This window comes from Streptomyces sp. NPDC048415, assembly GCF_040651675.1.
In the GTDB taxonomy this organism is placed as follows: domain Bacteria; phylum Actinomycetota; class Actinomycetes; order Streptomycetales; family Streptomycetaceae; genus Streptomyces.
This window is the reverse complement of record NZ_JBEZKJ010000087.1, coordinates 1-15,199: the sequence shown is the minus strand read 5'-3', so window position 1 is coordinate 15,199 and position 15,199 is coordinate 1. Positions and strand designations below refer to the sequence as shown.

The following is a 15,199-nucleotide window of genomic DNA, read 5'->3' as shown; positions in this document are numbered from 1 at the left end:
CCCGGCTGCGGCGGAAGGAACAGACGATGCGCTCTGCCCGCATGCTCCTCGCTACCGCGACGGCCACGGCCGCCCTAGCGATCGCCGCACCAGGCGCCTATGCCGCCACGGCAGGTGACTGGGACAACAACGATGACTCTTCTTATAGCAAGGAGCACGACAAGGACAGCAGGCACGACAAGCCGAACGGCGGGGTGCACACGGGTGGCGGTGCGCTCACCACACTGCACCAGGACGACTGGACCAAGGACTCCTCGAGTGACGAGCGCGGTGAGGACTCGTCCAGTGATGAGCACGGCAAGGACTCGTCGAGTGACGAGCACGGCAAGGACTCCTCGAGTGACGAGCACGGCAAGGACTCCTCGAGTGATGAGCACGGCAAGGACTCCTCCAGTGGCGAGCGCGGCAAGCCCAACGGCGGCATGCACACCGGTGGCGGCGCGCTCACCGCGGTGAACGAGGACGACTGGACCAAGGACGCGAAGTTCGACCCGGAGACATACAAGGACTCCTCGAGTGACGAGCACGGCAAGGATTCCTCGAGTGATGAGCACGGTAAGGACTCGTCGAGTGATGAGCACGGTAAGGACTCGTCGAGTGACGAGCGCGGTGAGGACTCCTCGAGTGACGAGCACGGTAGGGACTCCTCAAGTGGCGAGCGCGGCAAGCCCAGCGGCGGCATGCACACCGGTGGCGGCGCGCTCGCCACGCCGGGCGTCACCGCCGGCGGGCTTGGCGTCCTGGCCGTCGCCGGCGCGGGCGCGTACGCGATGCGCCGCAAGAAGGCTGCCGATGGCACGTCCTGACCGACGTCCGACGACATAACAGCCGCGGCCGCCGCGTACGCACATCGCGGCGGCCCGGCCGGCCCTCGTAGTGCTGTGCTCTCCGCTGCCGTGTCCTAGTGAGGTGGTCCCCGATGGCAGCCCGGTTGTCCCCCCTTACTCCTGCCGACACCCCTGTCGAGTCCCTTCTGTCCCGCAGGGGCCTCCGCGTCCGCGTGTCGTGGCTCCTATGGTCCGTCGGCATCCTGGCCCTGGCCGTGAGCCTGCTCGGCGGTCAAGGCCAACCGTCCGGCACCTCGCGCACGCCCCGCACGGCTGCGGCACTGGCGCCCTCGTTGCCCGCCGTGCCCAAGTCGGGAAAGCATCTTCCGCGGGCCAAACCGACGCGACTGCTCATCCCGAAGATCTCCGTGGACGCACCCTTCACCGCCCTCGCCATCGGCCGCACCGGCCACCTCGAAGCCCCGCCCGCCGACGACGTGAACCTCGTCGGCTGGCACGCCGCCGGGGCGTCTCCTGGAGAGGCGGGTACGTCGATCATCGCCGGGCACGTCGACACGGCAACGGCTCCGGCCGTGTTCGCGGACCTCGGCGAGCTGGAGAGGGGGGACCACTTCGCCGTCAAAAGGGCCGACGGACGTACGGCCTCGTTCGTGATCGACAGCGTGGAGACGTTCGAGAAGGACCACTTCCCCAACCGGCGCGTGTACGCCGACACGGCCCAGGCCGAGGTACGGCTGATCACCTGCGCCGGTGACTACGACCACGACGTGAAGGACTACACCGACAACCTGGTGGTCTTCGCCCACCTCATCTGAACCGATCAAGAGGACGTGAATCAGGGGCCCCGGCGCGAGGGAATGTCGGGACCTGGTCGGCTGTTACAGCACACGTAGCTGGCATGCGCGGGACAAGGACCGCGCGATGTGGGCGAAGGGAGGACCTCATGGCACGCAACAACATGCGCCCCGTCGTCACGCTGAAGTCGACGGCCGGGACCGGCGCCACCTACGTGACGCGCAAGAACCGTCTCCACGACCCCGAGCGGCTCGTCCTGCGCAAGTACGACCCGCTGGCCGGGAAGCACGTCGCTTTCCGGGAGGAGCGCTGAGCCAACCGGGCCGCCTCCTGTACAGGCGGCCTTGAGCAGGAGGAGAGCAGAACCATGAAGGTGCGCAAGTCCCTGCGCTCGCTGAAGTCGAAGCCCGGGGCCCAGGTGGTCCGTCGACGGGGCGTGATCTTCGTCGTCAACAAGAAGAACCCGCGCTTCAAGGCCCGCCAGGGCTGACCCAGTACCGCGGAGAAGACAGCCGGCCCGGCCCTCGCCCATAGCGGGGCCGGGCCGCCCCGCATGTTGGGACGTATGGTCCGACGGGCGGCCTGCCGCCGAGGCTCCTATGCTGGTGATGTAGGACTTTGAGGCTTGTTGCCTACGGCGTGACGGTGGCCCCGCGATGTGTCGCCGCCGTGCGCCCCGTACCGAGATCGGCCCGTGCCGAGGGCCTGTGCCGAGGTTCGGTCTGCGCCAAGATCCGGTCTGTGCCGCGCCCCTCCGTGCCGCGGCCCACGTGTGCCGAGGCGCCTCTGTGCCGAGGTCCGGCCGCAAAAGGACTCGCTCGTCATTCATGCACTTGGAGTCAGCTCATGACGCACTGGTGCGGACGACTGCGCAGGGGGGCCGTCATGTTCGTGGCGGTCGGGGCGCTGGTATCACCGGTCTCGGGTGGCGCGGCTTTCGGGGCGCCCGCGTTCGCGCCTGCCGCTGCCTCACCCGAACCCCCCTCACCCTCCGATTCGTCGGCCGCTGATTTCCGCCGGCTCACCCCTGATGTGACCCGACAAGTCGACGATGCCGTGCAACAGGTCATGCGGGAGGCCAACGTGCCCGGCGTGACCGTGGGGCTGTGGACCCCTGACAAGGGCAGCCACGTGCGCTCGTTCGGCGTGGCCGACAAGAGCAACGGCCAGAAGATGTCGTCGGATCTGTACATACGTATCGGCAGCGAGACCAAGACGTTCACGGTGACGGCGCTGCTGAAGCTGGTCGACGAGGGCAAGCTGAACCTGAACGATCCGATCGGCAAATACATCGGCGGCGTGCCCAACGGAGACAAGATCACACTGCGCCAGCTCGCCGGTATGCGCAGCGGGCTCTTCAACTACTCGGAGGATCCGGGGTTCTTCAAAGCGCTGACGTCCGATCCGCGCCTGCCGTTCACCCCCCAGCAACTGCTCGACTACGCCTTCAAGCATCCCGTGCTGTTCCCACCGGGCGAGAAGTTCTCCTACTGCAACACGAACCTCATCCTGCTCGGCCTGGTCGTCGAGAAGGTGGGCGGCGCACCGATCGGGGAGTTCATCCAGAAGAACGTGCTGGTGCCTGCCGGTCTGAACCACACGAGCTTCCCGGTCGACGCGACGTTCCCGAGCCCGCACGCGCAGGGTTACACGGACCAGACCGCGAGCGGGAAGGTCGAGGTCTCCACGAACTGGAACCCCTCCTGGGGCTGGGCGGCCGGTGCGATCATCTCCGACCTGCAGGATCTGCGTGTCTGGGCGCCCACGGTCGCCACCGGCGTCCTGCCCGACGGCACCACTTTGATCAGCCCCGCCACGCAGAAGCAGCGGCTCACCACGCAGCCCACCACGATTCCGGGCGCTGGATACGGCCTCGGTATCTTCAACGTCCAGGGCTGGATCGGGCACAACGGCTCACTGCCCGGCTACGAGACCCTGACGATCTATCTCCCCTCGTCCCAGGCGACCATCGTCGTGCTGCTGAACACCGACATCAACCACGACAGCTCCGAGCCCAGCACACTCTTCGGCCAGGCGATCACGAAGATCGTCTCTCCTGGGCACGTCTTCAACCTGCCCGCCCAGCCCGCCGCTCGGTAAGCCTGATCCTTACCCGACGGCCGTGCTTGTAGGGTCTCCAATGCGGTCGACCGCGCGGTGACGCGACATCGCCGATGACTCCGAGGGGAGCCGCTCATGACCACGGCCAGGGACCTGTTCATCATCGCCATCGACAAGGAGCCGAGCCGTCCCGTGGGGCAGGGCGACCTGTCGCTCGCCCTCGCGGGAGCCGAGGTGATCGATCTCCTCGGTGACGAGGCTATCGAGTTGGACGGTGACCGGATGGTGCCGGCCCGTCAGCCGACGACGGACGATCAGCTCCTGGGCCAGGCCGCGGCGTCGCTTCATCGCCAGGTGCCGTACGAACGGGTCGAGGACTGGCTGTGGCGCCGGGGCCGGGATCTGTCCACGGCCTATCTGACCGCGCTCGAGGAGAGCGGCCAGCTCACGCGGCAACGGCGCAGCCGGTTGTCCTTCAGCGCCGACCAGATGACGCTGGCCGACTCGCCCGCTCGGCGCCGGGCCATGAGCCGCTGGGCATCGGACGAGCCCGTCCTCGCCGCCCTCGCGGCGGTCGTCGGAATCCACGGCGAACAGACTTCGGACTCCCCGAGCCCCGTCGACGACGCGGTGACGACGGTGGTGGCCGCCGTCCACGACGCGGTGATGGAACTGGAGGCCGTGCGCCAACGTCGGGCCATCGAGAACGCGGCGTTCTCCAACATCTGGCGCGGCGCGTGAGGGATGCCTGCGCGCGGTCCGCCCGTGCGTCAGTGGTCACATGGAATCGCGTGTGCTGTCCTCGCGGTCGGACACGTCCTGGGTGCGAGCGTCGTCGCGCGGCGTGCGCCGCGCGCGCAGGGTGCCCGTGACGCGCTGAAGCGTCTTCGTGAGCGGATGCGGTGAGCGCCCGTCCTGTCCGCGCCCACTCTCGCGTACGGACGAGGTCGTCCCCTTGGACTCCTTGATCTCGGCCAGCGCCGCATGGGCGAGTTCGGTCGCCTCGCGGTACAGATCGCGGGACTTGGTCATGGCGTCGAGCGCCTCGGCATAGGCATCCACCAGCGCGCGTGCGTGGGCCAGTTCCTCTTCGAGGGTCAGCAGATGCCAGTCCTCCCGGAGCGCGGTGAGGGCGTGCGCCGCTTCCTTTGGCAGCGGCCGGGGCAGAGCGTCGTACCGTACGACCTTGTCGAGGAGCTCCGTCGGCTCCGATCCGTCGAGGAACACGCTGCGCACGGTGAAGGCCTGCTCGTCGTAGCCGAGCCGGGCCGGTGCGCCGGGCAGGATGACGGCGCCGCCGCGCGGAAGCGACATCCCCAGGTCGTTCTTCAGCGCCCAGTTCACGGCCTGGAACTGCTCCGGGGCGGCCCGGTGTTCCACGACGCGATGCCGCAGTCCCGGCGGGAGGAGGCGCGCCAGTGGGAGGCGGCCGCGGTGGTCGGGAGTCATCGCCTCGTGGACGACGACGTTGATGCTCCAGCTGTGGCGCGCGGCGTTCCTGAGCAGGCGGCGCAGAGCCGCGTCGTCGTTGGGGAGCGGGTTGATGTCCTGCAGACGGAGCCCGGCCACGCTGTCGTGGTCCCAGGAGAGGTCGCTCTTCTCGGGCCAGAACATGGTCGCGGGGGAGGGCCACGCGGGATCCCAGCTCCGCTCCGCCTCGGCCACCAGCGTCCAGCGCCGCTCTTCGTCCGTGCGCTCGCGCCCGTCGGTGATGAGCCGCGCCCGTACCGTGACGGCGTCGGTCACCTGCCAGCGGGCCTCGAAGACATGCTCGTCGGACGGTGCGGAGTTCTCGGGCTCCAGGAAGTCCTGGATCGTCCCGCTGTCCTTCAGTGTGCGGAGGTTGGTCCGAAGGACCTCCTGCGGGGCGGGTCCGGCATGGCGCCCGCTTGCCAGCCAGACGGTGTCCGGGGCCGTGGGATGGTCGGGGGAGGACTTCGACATGGGTCACTTCGCGGCTGGGGAGCGGTGTGCCCTCCCAGTATGGTCAGGGCAGGTCACGGGCCGACGGGCGAGGTCCGCACGGGTCACGGACATCCTGTCTTGGGGGACTTTGCCCGATTCCTGAACGGGTGGATGCCTGTGGGGTACCCGGAACAAGGACTGTGCGCCGCCGAGGCATGGATCGTCTCGTCGGGACCGATGTGTCGAGGAAAGGCGACTCGGCGTGAGTGACAAGGATGCGCTGCGGACGTATCGCGGCAAACGTGACTTCGACCGTACCGAGGAGCCCCGCGGCCGGCGGCCGGCCGGTGAGGAGAAGCCTCGCTTCGTGGTGCAGATCCATGATGCAAGCACGATGCACTTCGACTTCCGGCTCCAGGTCGGCGACGTACTGAAGTCGTGGTCGGTGCCGAAGGGTCCTTCGACCGATCCGGGGGACAAGCGGCTCGCCGTGCCCACCGAGGACCATCCGCTGGAGTACGAGGAGTTCGAGGGTGTGATCCCCGAGGGCGAGTACGGCGGCGGCACCGTCATCGTCTGGGACCACGGCACCTACGAGCCCCTGAGCCATGACCGGCGTGGCCGGCCGGTCCCCTTCGAGGAGTCGATCGAGCGTGGCCACGCCACCTTCCGGCTCCACGGCTCGAAACTGCGCGGCGAGTACGCGCTCACCCGGTTCCGGGGTGGCAAGGACGGCGGAAAGGGCGAGGCCTGGCTGCTGGTGAAGGCCAAGGACGAGTGGGCTCGCACCGACGGCCGGGCGACCCCCGATCCGCGCCGGGCCCGCTCGGTGCGCAGCGGACGTACGCTCCACCAGGTCGCCGCGGAAAGCCAAGGGGCTGAGAGGCGATGACCGATCTGCTGGGTACGCTGCCCGCGGAACACGCCAAGCTGCTGCGCGAGGCCCGTCCGGGCGCGGAACTGGCCGCCACTCCCATGCTGGCCACGCTGAGCGACAAGCGGGACTTCCCGGACGAGTGGATCTTCGAGCGGAAGCTGGACGGCATCCGCGTCCTCGCCGTCCGCGAGGGCGAGCGCGTCACGTTGCTCTCCCGCACCGGCAGGCGCCTCAACGCCACCTACCCCGAGATCGTGGACGCGCTCGCCGCGCAGCAGTGCACGGACTTCACCATCGATGGCGAGATCGTGGCGTTCGCGAAGGGCCGCACGGACTTCGCGCGCCTTCAGCAGCGTATGGGGCTGACCAGGCCGCGTGACATCGAGGCGAGCGGTGTCGCTGTGACGTACTACGTCTTCGACCTCCTGCGACTGGAGGGCGCCGACACCCGGGCGCTGCCCCTGCGCATCCGCAAGTCCCTGCTGCGCCGCGCCCTGACCTACCGCGCACCGCTGCGGCTGACGCCGCACCGCAACGAGGGCGGCGCCAGGTTGCTGGCCGACGCCTGCGCCCACGGCTGGGAAGGGCTGATCGCCAAACGCGCGAACAGCCGCTACCAGCCGCGCCGTTCCACGGACTGGCTCAAACTCAAGTGTTCCCAGGGCCAGGAGTTCATCATCGGCGGTTTCACCGAACCGGCGGGCAGCCGCGTCGGATTCGGCGCTCTGCTGCTGGGCTACTACGAGGGCGACCGGCTCCGCTACGCGGGCAAGGTCGGTACGGGCTTCGACCGTCGCACGCTCCTCGACCTGCGCGCACGCCTCGACGATCTGCGCACGGCGACGCCACCCTTCGCCGACCGGGTACGCGAAGCCGGCGCCCACTGGGTCGAGCCGACCCTCGTCGCGCAGATCGCGTTCACCGAGTGGACCCGCGACGGCATGCTGCGACACCCCCGCTTCCTCGGCCTGCGCGAGGACAAGACGGCGCGGGACGTCGTCCGCGAACGCCCGTCCTGAGCGCCGGGAGTGTGCCGTCAGGCTTTCAGGCCGCCCAGCACCCGGTCCGGGGTGAGGGGCAGAGTGCGGTAGCGGACCCCCGTCGCGTGGTGGACGGCGTTCCCAATGGCCGCCGCCGTGCCCACGATCCCGATCTCGCCGATGCCCTTGCTGCCCATCGGGTTGAGATGGGGGTCGTCCTCGTCGATCCAGTGCGCCTCGACGGCGGGTACGTCGGCATGGGCCGGCACGTGATACGAGGCCAGGTCCGATTCGGTGAAGTCGCCGAACGCGGCGTCCATCGTGCTGCCCTCGGTCAGCGCCATCCCCAGGCCCATGGTCATGCCGCCGATGAACTGGGAGCGGGCGGTACGGGCGTTGAGGATGTGCCCGGCGGCGTACACACCCAGTAGACGGCTTACCCGGACCTCCCCGGTGACCGTGTCGACGGTGACCTCGGCGAAGTGGGCGCCGAAGGCGTGCCGTGCGTAGGCGCTGTCCGCGTCCGCGGTCCCGGCGGTGTCGGCGCTCTCCGTGAGGCCCCGCTCGGGCAGCGGACCGGTGTGCTCGGCCAGGGAGGCTTTCAGTCGAGTGCAGGCTTCGTGAACCGCCCAGCCCCAGGAGGCGGTGCCGGAGGAGCCGCCGGCGAGCGGGGCGGAGGGCAGGTCGCTGTTCCCGACCTCGATACGGATGCGGTCCAGCGGGATGCCGAGGGCGTCGGCGGCGATCTGCGCGAGGACGGTGCGCGCCCCGGTGCCGATGTCCGTCGCGTTGACGCGTACGGTGAATGTCCCGTCCGGCAGCGCCTGCGCGGAGGCGGTGGAGGGCCAGATCAGGACGGGGTACGTGGCGGCCGCAACCCCCGATCCGACGAACAGCGGACCCGCGGAACGGGAGCGCGGACGGGGATCGCGATGCGACCAGTCGAAGCGCCGGGCACCCTCGCGCAGACACTCGACGAGGTGCCGGCTGCTGAAGGGCTTGCCGCTGTCGGGTTCGGTGTCGGGCTCGTTCGCGATGCGCAGCTCGATGGGGTCCATGCCGAGCGCGGCCGCGAGTTCGTCCATGGCCGACTCCAGAGCGTACATGCCCGGGCACTCGCCGGGTGCGCGCATCCAGGACGGGGTGGGTACATCCAGCGGTACGACGCGGTGGCTGGTGCGGCTGTGCGGTGCGGCGTACATGACGCGAGCGGCCACGGCGGCCTGCTCCACGAACTCCTTGACGTGGGACGTGTGGGTGGTGACCTCGTGAAGGAGCGAGGTGAGGGTGCCCTCCGGGGTGGCGCCCAGCCGTACCCGGTGCAGGGTGGGCGCGCGATGGCCGACGACGGCGGGCATCGCGCGCCGCGGCAGCGCGACCGTGACGGGGCGCCCGGTCTCGCGCGCCGCCATGGCGGCGAGAACCACGTGGGCGCGCGGTGTGCCCTTGGACCCGAAACCGCCGCCGACGTGCTCGGACACGACGGTGACGTGCTCCTCGGGAAGCCGGAACAGCGCGGCCAGCACGGTGTGTACGACCGTGGCGCCCTGACTCGAGTCGTGCACGACGAGCCTGCCGTCGTCCCAGCGGGCGGTGGCCGCGTGCGGCTCCATGGGGTGGTTGTGCAGCGGCGGCACCCGGTAGTCGGCGTCGACGCGCACGGCGGCGGAGCCGAAGGCGCCCTCGGGGTCGCCGTGTTCGGTACGGGCGGGGTAGCCGCCGTTGGCCTCCTCGGGTACGTACGCACAGGGATGGTCCTCGGTGAGCGTCACGTCATGGTCCTGCTCGGTGTACTCGACACGGACCGCGGCGGCGCCGGCGCGGGCCGCTTCCAGTGTCTCGCCGACGACCAGGGCGATCAGCCAGCCGCGGTGCGGTACATGGGAGTTCTGCAGGACGGCGAGCGTCGGATCGTCGGCGTCGCCGAGCCGCGGGGCGTTCTCATGGGTGAGTACGGCGATGATCCCGGGCAGTCGCAGCGCCGCAGTGGTGTCGATCGCGCGGACCGAGCCACGGGCGATCGCGGCGGGCACGGGCCACGCGTGGGCCCGGCCCGGGAGGGTGTGTTCGGCGGCGTAGCGGGCCAGACCGGTGACCTTGTCCCGGCCCTCCCGGCGCTCCGCGGGAGCGCCCAGCGCGGTACCGGTGTCGGCCATGGAGTCCTCCTGGTGGTGCCGGGTTCGAGGTCCGGTTCAGGTGCTGGTCGGCGGTGCGAGCCGGGCCAGGACGTCGAGGGCGAGATTGCGGGCCAGACGCACCTTGTAGGCGTTGTCGCGCAGCGGCTGGGCGGCGGCGAGTTCTAGGTCCACCGCTCGTTCGAAGGCGGCCGCCGTGGGCGCGGCGCCCAGCAGTGCCTCCTCCGCGCGATGGGCGCGCCAGGGCCGGTGCGCCAGGGCGCCGAACGCGATCCCGGCGTGCTGGACGACGCCGTCCGTCACACGCAGTACCGCCGCGACGGAGGCGAGGGCGAAGGCGTACGAAGCCCGGTCGCGGGCCTTGCGGTAGAGCGAGGGCAGCCCGGCGGAGGCGGCCGGAAGGACCACCGCGCTGATGAGCTCGCCGGGGCGGATCTCGGTGTCCCGCTCCGGATGGTCCCCGGGCAGCCGGTGGAACTCGGCGGCCCAGACGGTACGTTCGCCGTCGGCGCCGTACAGCTCGATGTGCGCGTCGAGAGCGGCCAGCGCGACGGCCATGTCCGAGGGATTGGTGGCGATGCACAGCGGGGAGTGGCCGAGCACGGCGTGGTCGCGGTGGACGCCATCGCGGGCGCCGCAGCCGCTGCCCGGCTCGCGCTTGTTGCACGGCTTGCCGGTGTCCTGGAAGTACGGGCAGCGGGTGCGCTGGAGGAGGTTGCCGCCGGTGGTGGCGATATTGCGGAGCTGCCCGGAGGCGCCCGCGAGGAGTGCCTGGGAGAGCACCGGGTAGCGGTCGCGGACGAGTGGGTGGGCCGCGAGGTCGCTGTTGCGGACGGTGGCCCCGATCCGCAGCGCGCCGTCGGGCAGTTCCTCCACCGTGTCCAGGGGCAGCCGGCTGACGTCGACGAGGGTGGCGGGCTGTTCCACGCCGAGCTTCATCAGGTCCACGAGGTTGGTGCCGCCGCCGAGATACCGGGCGCCGGGGTGCGAGGCATATGCGTCGGCCGCTTCCTCGAGGCTGCCCGCGCGCACGTATCCGAAGGGCTTCACGGGATCACGTCCTCGACGGCTTCGACGATGTGCGGGTAGGCGCCGCAGCGGCAGAGGTTGCCGCTGAGCCGCTCGCGGATCTCGTCCCGGCCCAGCGGTACGGGCGGGCCGGAGGGGGTGGCCGGGTCGGTGACGTGCGAGGGGTGGCCGGCCGCGGCCTCGGCGAGCGCGCCGACGGCGCTGCAGATCTGACCCGGGGTGCAGTACCCGCACTGGAAGGCGTCGCGGTCCAGGAAGGCGCGCTGGAGCGGGTGGAGTTCTTCGCCGTCGCCGGCCAGCCCCTCGATGGTCGTGATGTCGCTGCCGTCGAGGGCGACCGCCGGCAGCAGACAGCTGTTGGCGCGGCGTCCCTGGACCAGGACTGTGCAGGCACCGCACTGGCCGTGGTCACAGCCCTTCTTGGCGCCGGTGAGATCGAGATCCTCACGCAGCACATCCAGCAGGACCGAGCGGTGGTCGACGGTGAGCGTGTGCAGTTTGCCGTTCACCCGAAGTGTGACCTCGGAGTGGTGGCGGTCGGGTGCGGTGGAGGTGCCGCGGGCGGATTCGGGATCCATGGAAGACCTCCGGTACGGAAGGGATGCTCAGGCGGGGACGGTGCCGGTCGCAGCCAGCCGAAGGCTGCCGACCGCTACGGCGAACCGTCGTATTCGTCCGGGATCCGGTGGACGGCGGCCTCCTCCGCGGAGGCCGCGCCGCCGTCGATGCCGACATCCTCGGCGACCATGTCCTTCTCGGCGTCCGCGTGCGCGCCCTCGTCCGGCGCCACCAGGCGGCCCGCCCGGTCCGCCCCCACCTCGTCGTCCCGCGGCTCGCCCTCTCCGCCCGGGAGATCGCCCAGACCGTTGTCCGCTGCGGGGTCCTCCAGCGCCGGATCCGCACGTTCCTCGGCGAGCCTCTCGTCCAGGGTCTCGCCCTCGCGCTGCTCACGCGCGGTCGTGCCCTGGTGCTCCACCCCGAGTGGGCGCTCGGGCGGTGACCAGCCCTCGTCGTAGGGGTCGCTGCCCCGCTCGTTGAGGGTGTCCTCCGGGTCGAGGATGCCCTCGTCCTCGCGGTCGTCGGGGCCTTCGGGCTGGTAGACCTCGTCGCCCATGACGTCGTCGTGATTCTGGCTACCCATGATGCGTGGGACCTTTCGGACGGATTCAGGCACCTTCATTCCAGGTATCCAGGCTGGGCGGACCCACACGTTCCGACCCGTCACAGGCTTTGGGCTCCTGATCAGCGTTCTGTGGGCAGGGAGGCCGCACCGCTCGGGCACTGTCGGTCGATTCCGTCGAATGGCTGGACGGGGCGGTGCGGGCGGTGGAAGTGGGCGGAGGCGGTGCGTTCGATGATCAGGAGGGCGGCGTCGTCGGCGGGCTGGTCGCCGATGTGCTTGAGCAGGTCGGCGTGGATGTGGCGCAGCAGGGCGTCGGGGCTGGAGGCGGGGAAGGCGGCGACGCGCTCGGCCAGCGGGTAGAAGACGCCCGCGGGTGAGCGGGCCTCGATGACGCCGTCGGTGTAGAGCAGCAGGATGTCGCCGGTCTCGAGGGTGAAGGGGTCGGCGCGGTGGCTCGAGGCGGGCACCTCGCACATGCCCAGCGGGGGGATGGGGCGGCGGGCGTTCAGGACCGTGACCTCGTGATCGTGCAGCAGCAGGGGCGGGGGATGGCCGCAGCTGATCATCTCCGCCTGGGGGTCGTGGTCGGGGATGTCGAGTACGAGCGCGGTGACGAAGTGTTCGCCGGGATCGTTCTCGGTATCGGCCACCTCCCCCAGGTCACGGCAGACGCTCACTTCGAGCGCCGCCGTGAGCTCGGACAAGGTGGCGTACCGGTGAGCGCCTTCACGGAACGCGCCGAGCACCACCGATGCCTCGCCGATGGAGGCCAGGCCCTTGCCCCGTACGTCGCCGATGATCACCCGGGTGGAGGAGTGGGCGGCGCGGGCGATCGCGAACAGGTCGCCCCCGATCTGGGTCTCGTCCTCGGCAGCCAGATACAGCCAGGCCACCCGCAACGGACCGATACGGCGCGGCGGAGGCCGCAGCAGGGCCCGCTGCGCGGTCTCGGCCACCGAGCGCGCCCGGAGCAGCTCCTGGGCGCGCCGCTCCCGTACGTGGCAGACGAAGACCACCAGTGCGGAGAGCACGAACAGGGCGATGATCTGCGCCACGTGGTTGGTCGTGGTCAGACCCCCGTGGACCACCGCGATGAACACCTGGGCGGCCAGAGCCAGCGCTCCGACCAGAGCGGTCGGCCGCGGCCCTTTGAGGGAGGCGGTGAGTGCGGGCGCGATGACCAGCAGCGGACCCAGATGGATATTGGTGGGGGAGTGGATGTCCACGATCGTGATCACGAAGATCAGCGCGAGCGGGATCGCCACAAGGCCGCGGCCCGACGGCTGCTCCACGAGGCGGTCCACTGACGCGCGCAGGACACCCACATATCCCATTTTGCCCCTACCCGCCCGGCTGCCGCCCTGCGGGGCGCCGGCAACGGGCGAGACGGGACGTACTCGGTCAGTCGTTGAAGTAATGACCTTCTTCGAGGTCCGGGATGAGCGCGGCCTCCACGGGATTCCAGCCCAGCTGCTTCTGGGTCAGGGCGCTCGAGGCCGGGACGTCCATCGACAGAAAGGCTCCCAGCCAGCCGAAATGGTCTACCGCCTTCTCACGCGGAACGGCGGTCACCGGCAGCCCCAGGTTCCGAGCGATGACGTCGGCGATCTCACGAACCGGCACACCCTCCTCGCCGACTCCGTGCAGGCGTGCCCCCGCGGGTGCCGCCTCCAGGGCCAGCCGGAACAGACGCGCGGCGTCGAGGCGATGCACGGTGGGCCAGCGGTTGGAGCCATCGCCGGGGTATCCCGAGACGCCCTTGGTCCGGGCGATGTCGATGAGGGCCGGGACGAAGCCGTGATCACCCTCGCCGTGCACCGACGGTGGCAGCCGCACCACGCAGACGCGCACATCGCGCGCGGCCAGCGACAGCGCTGCCGCTTCCGACGGGATCCGGACCGCCGCGGGCGCCTCGCGATCGGATTCGTCCTCCTCCGTGGCGACCAGACCCGGTCGGCAACCGGCGGTCCCGGAGGTGACGACGAACGGCCGGCCGGATCCCGCGAGCGCCTCGCCGAGCGCCTCGATGGCACGCAGATCCGTCCGGGCGGCGCCCGCGTAGTCGGAGAAGTCATGGACGAAGGCGGTGTGAATCACGCCGTCCGACACGGCCGCCCCGCCGCGCAGGCTGTCGAGGTCATCGAGGGCGCCGCGGTGCACCTCGGCCCCGGCGGCCGTCAGCGACGCGGCGGCCTTGTCCGACCGGGCGAGGCCGAGGACCTGATGCCCCGCGCCCCGCAACTCGCGGACGACGGCGCTACCGATGAATCCGGTCGCGCCCGTGACGAACACACGCATGGTGCACTCCTTCAACACAGCGATGAGGGCCGACCCAATGGGGCACCGGTGGTGCCCGGCCGGTGAATCCAGCTTGCGATCAGCGGGAGTCCCCGTCCAAGTCCTGTTCCGCATCGGTCAATACGTTTCGGGCATCACCACAGTTCAGAAAGCGATTCTGCAGTCGATCGCGAGTATCGAGCGATACGATGAAGGCATGCCTGACTCGCAGTCTCCCGCAGACCTCGATCTGCGGCTGGTGCGGTACTTCACCGTCGTCGCCGACCACCGCCACTTCGGCCGCGCCGCCGTAGCCCTCCGCATCGCCCAGCCGTCCCTGAGCCGGCAGATCCGCCGCCTCGAACAGCAACTGGGCGCCCGCCTGCTGGACCGCACCCCGCAGGGCAGCCGGCTCACCGAGGCCGGCGAGGTCTTCCTGCCCCGCGCCAAGGCCCTGCTGCGCTCGGCCGACCAGGCCGCCGCGCTCACCCGGGCCGCCGCCCAGCCCAGCCGGATCACCATCGGGTACACGACGGGCCTCATCGTCACCCCGGCGGTGCGCGACCTGCGCCACCGGCACCCGGACGCCGACGTACAGAGCCGGCACCTGGACTGGAACGAACCGCGCGCGGCGCTGCTCGATCGCCGGGTGGACGCGGTCGTGACCCGACTGCCGTTCCCGACCGACCAGTTGCATGTCACGGTCCTCTACGACGAGCCCCGGGTGGTGGTGGTACCGCTGGACCACCGCCTGGCCGGCAAGGAATCCGTCACCCTCGACGACATCGCCGACGAACCCCTGCCCCGAGTGCAGCAGTCCGACCCGGTCTGGAGCGCCTTCTGGCGCATCGACCCCCGGCCTGACGGGCGCCGGGCACCCGACGGTCCCCTCGTCGAGGCTCTCGAGGACAAGTTCGAAGTCATCGCCGCCGGGCAGGCCGTGGCCATCACGGCCGGCGTTCGAGGCAACAGACTGCGCCCCGACCTCACCACGGTTGCCCTGGAGGGCGTCGAGCCGAGCCATGTCGTCCTGGCGACCCGCGCCGGTGACAACAGCCGCCTCGTGGCGGCTTTCCGCAAGTCCGCCCAAGCCCTCCTCACCGGTCCCAGCCCCGCCGAACCGGCGGGTGCGGCCTAGTGTCCTGCGCCAGAGATCCGTCGGCAGAGGCGGGCGAGGGAGTCGAGGATTTCTTCGGCTGTTTTGGTCCAGATGAACGGCTTGGGGTCTT

General features: G+C 70.4%; 16 protein-coding genes. 9 read left to right on the top strand and 7 right to left on the bottom strand.

The window, feature by feature from the left end; genetic code table 11:
• The first annotated feature begins 26 nt into the window (after positions 1-26).
• From AB0D27_RS36235 to AB0D27_RS36210, 6 genes are all read left to right on the top strand, one after another.
• On the top strand, positions 27-806 hold the full coding sequence (locus AB0D27_RS36235; protein ID WP_362517172.1) for a hypothetical protein: 780 nt from the start codon (positions 27-29) through the stop codon (positions 804-806).
• A gap of 113 nt (positions 807-919) precedes the next feature.
• Complete coding sequence (locus AB0D27_RS36230; RefSeq protein WP_362517169.1) at positions 920-1,603, top strand: class F sortase; 684 nt, start codon at positions 920-922, stop codon at positions 1,601-1,603.
• A 128-nt stretch (positions 1,604-1,731) separates the two neighbouring features.
• Complete coding sequence (gene rpmG, locus AB0D27_RS36225; protein WP_362517166.1) at positions 1,732-1,896, top strand: 50S ribosomal protein L33; 165 nt, start codon at positions 1,732-1,734, stop codon at positions 1,894-1,896.
• 54 nt (positions 1,897-1,950) lie between these two features.
• Entirely contained in the window at positions 1,951-2,073 is a 123-nt protein-coding gene (gene ykgO / locus AB0D27_RS36220; protein ID WP_362517163.1) for a type B 50S ribosomal protein L36, read from the top strand.
• A 356-nt stretch (positions 2,074-2,429) separates the two neighbouring features.
• Entirely contained in the window at positions 2,430-3,683 is a 1,254-nt protein-coding gene (locus AB0D27_RS36215) for a serine hydrolase domain-containing protein (protein ID WP_362517161.1), read from the top strand.
• Positions 3,684-3,779: 96 nt separating this feature from the next.
• A complete protein-coding gene (locus AB0D27_RS36210) occupies positions 3,780-4,385 on the top strand; it encodes a GPP34 family phosphoprotein (RefSeq protein WP_362517158.1) in 606 nt (201 codons plus the stop codon).
• 36 nt (positions 4,386-4,421) lie between these two features.
• Here AB0D27_RS36210 and AB0D27_RS36205 read toward each other — a convergent pair whose 3' ends face one another.
• A complete protein-coding gene (locus AB0D27_RS36205; RefSeq protein WP_362517155.1) occupies positions 4,422-5,588 on the bottom strand; it encodes a hypothetical protein in 1,167 nt (388 codons plus the stop codon).
• A gap of 223 nt (positions 5,589-5,811) precedes the next feature.
• Between AB0D27_RS36205 and AB0D27_RS36200 the strand changes: the two genes are divergently transcribed.
• Positions 5,812-6,441: a DNA polymerase ligase N-terminal domain-containing protein gene (locus tag AB0D27_RS36200; RefSeq protein WP_362517152.1), complete on the top strand. Its 630-nt coding sequence runs from the start codon at positions 5,812-5,814 to the stop codon at positions 6,439-6,441.
• The gene (gene ligD / locus AB0D27_RS36195) at positions 6,438-7,445 is read left to right on the top strand and encodes a non-homologous end-joining DNA ligase (RefSeq protein WP_362517150.1); all 1,008 of its coding nucleotides are present in this window, start codon (positions 6,438-6,440) and stop codon (positions 7,443-7,445) included. The genes AB0D27_RS36200 and ligD overlap by 4 nt, the downstream gene beginning before the upstream one ends.
• Positions 7,446-7,462: 17 nt before the next feature.
• Here ligD and AB0D27_RS36190 read toward each other — a convergent pair whose 3' ends face one another.
• From AB0D27_RS36190 to AB0D27_RS36165, 6 genes are all read right to left on the bottom strand, one after another.
• The gene (locus AB0D27_RS36190) at positions 7,463-9,562 is read right to left on the bottom strand and encodes a xanthine dehydrogenase family protein molybdopterin-binding subunit (RefSeq protein WP_362517147.1); all 2,100 of its coding nucleotides are present in this window, start codon (positions 9,560-9,562) and stop codon (positions 7,463-7,465) included.
• Between the two features lie 36 nt (positions 9,563-9,598).
• Positions 9,599-10,591 carry a xanthine dehydrogenase family protein subunit M gene (locus tag AB0D27_RS36185; protein WP_362517144.1) on the bottom strand — a complete coding sequence of 331 codons (993 nt, stop codon included), beginning with the start codon at positions 10,589-10,591 and terminating at the stop codon, positions 9,599-9,601.
• Positions 10,588-11,148, bottom strand: coding sequence for a 2Fe-2S iron-sulfur cluster-binding protein (locus AB0D27_RS36180; RefSeq protein WP_362517141.1), 561 nt, complete (start codon positions 11,146-11,148; stop codon positions 10,588-10,590). Before AB0D27_RS36180 ends, AB0D27_RS36185 begins: the two co-directional genes overlap by 4 nt.
• A 74-nt stretch (positions 11,149-11,222) precedes the next feature.
• On the bottom strand, positions 11,223-11,711 hold the full coding sequence (locus tag AB0D27_RS36175) for a DUF5709 domain-containing protein (protein WP_362517138.1): 489 nt from the start codon (positions 11,709-11,711) through the stop codon (positions 11,223-11,225).
• 101 nt (positions 11,712-11,812) lie between these two features.
• Positions 11,813-13,018, bottom strand: coding sequence for a PP2C family protein-serine/threonine phosphatase (locus AB0D27_RS36170; RefSeq protein ID WP_362517135.1), 1,206 nt, complete (start codon positions 13,016-13,018; stop codon positions 11,813-11,815).
• Between the two features lie 76 nt (positions 13,019-13,094).
• A complete protein-coding gene (locus AB0D27_RS36165; protein WP_362517133.1) occupies positions 13,095-13,991 on the bottom strand; it encodes an SDR family oxidoreductase in 897 nt (298 codons plus the stop codon).
• A 196-nt stretch (positions 13,992-14,187) separates the two neighbouring features.
• Between AB0D27_RS36165 and AB0D27_RS36160 the strand changes: the two genes are divergently transcribed.
• Entirely contained in the window at positions 14,188-15,108 is a 921-nt protein-coding gene (locus AB0D27_RS36160) for a LysR substrate-binding domain-containing protein (RefSeq protein ID WP_362517130.1), read from the top strand.
• Positions 15,109-15,199 lie beyond the last annotated feature (91 nt).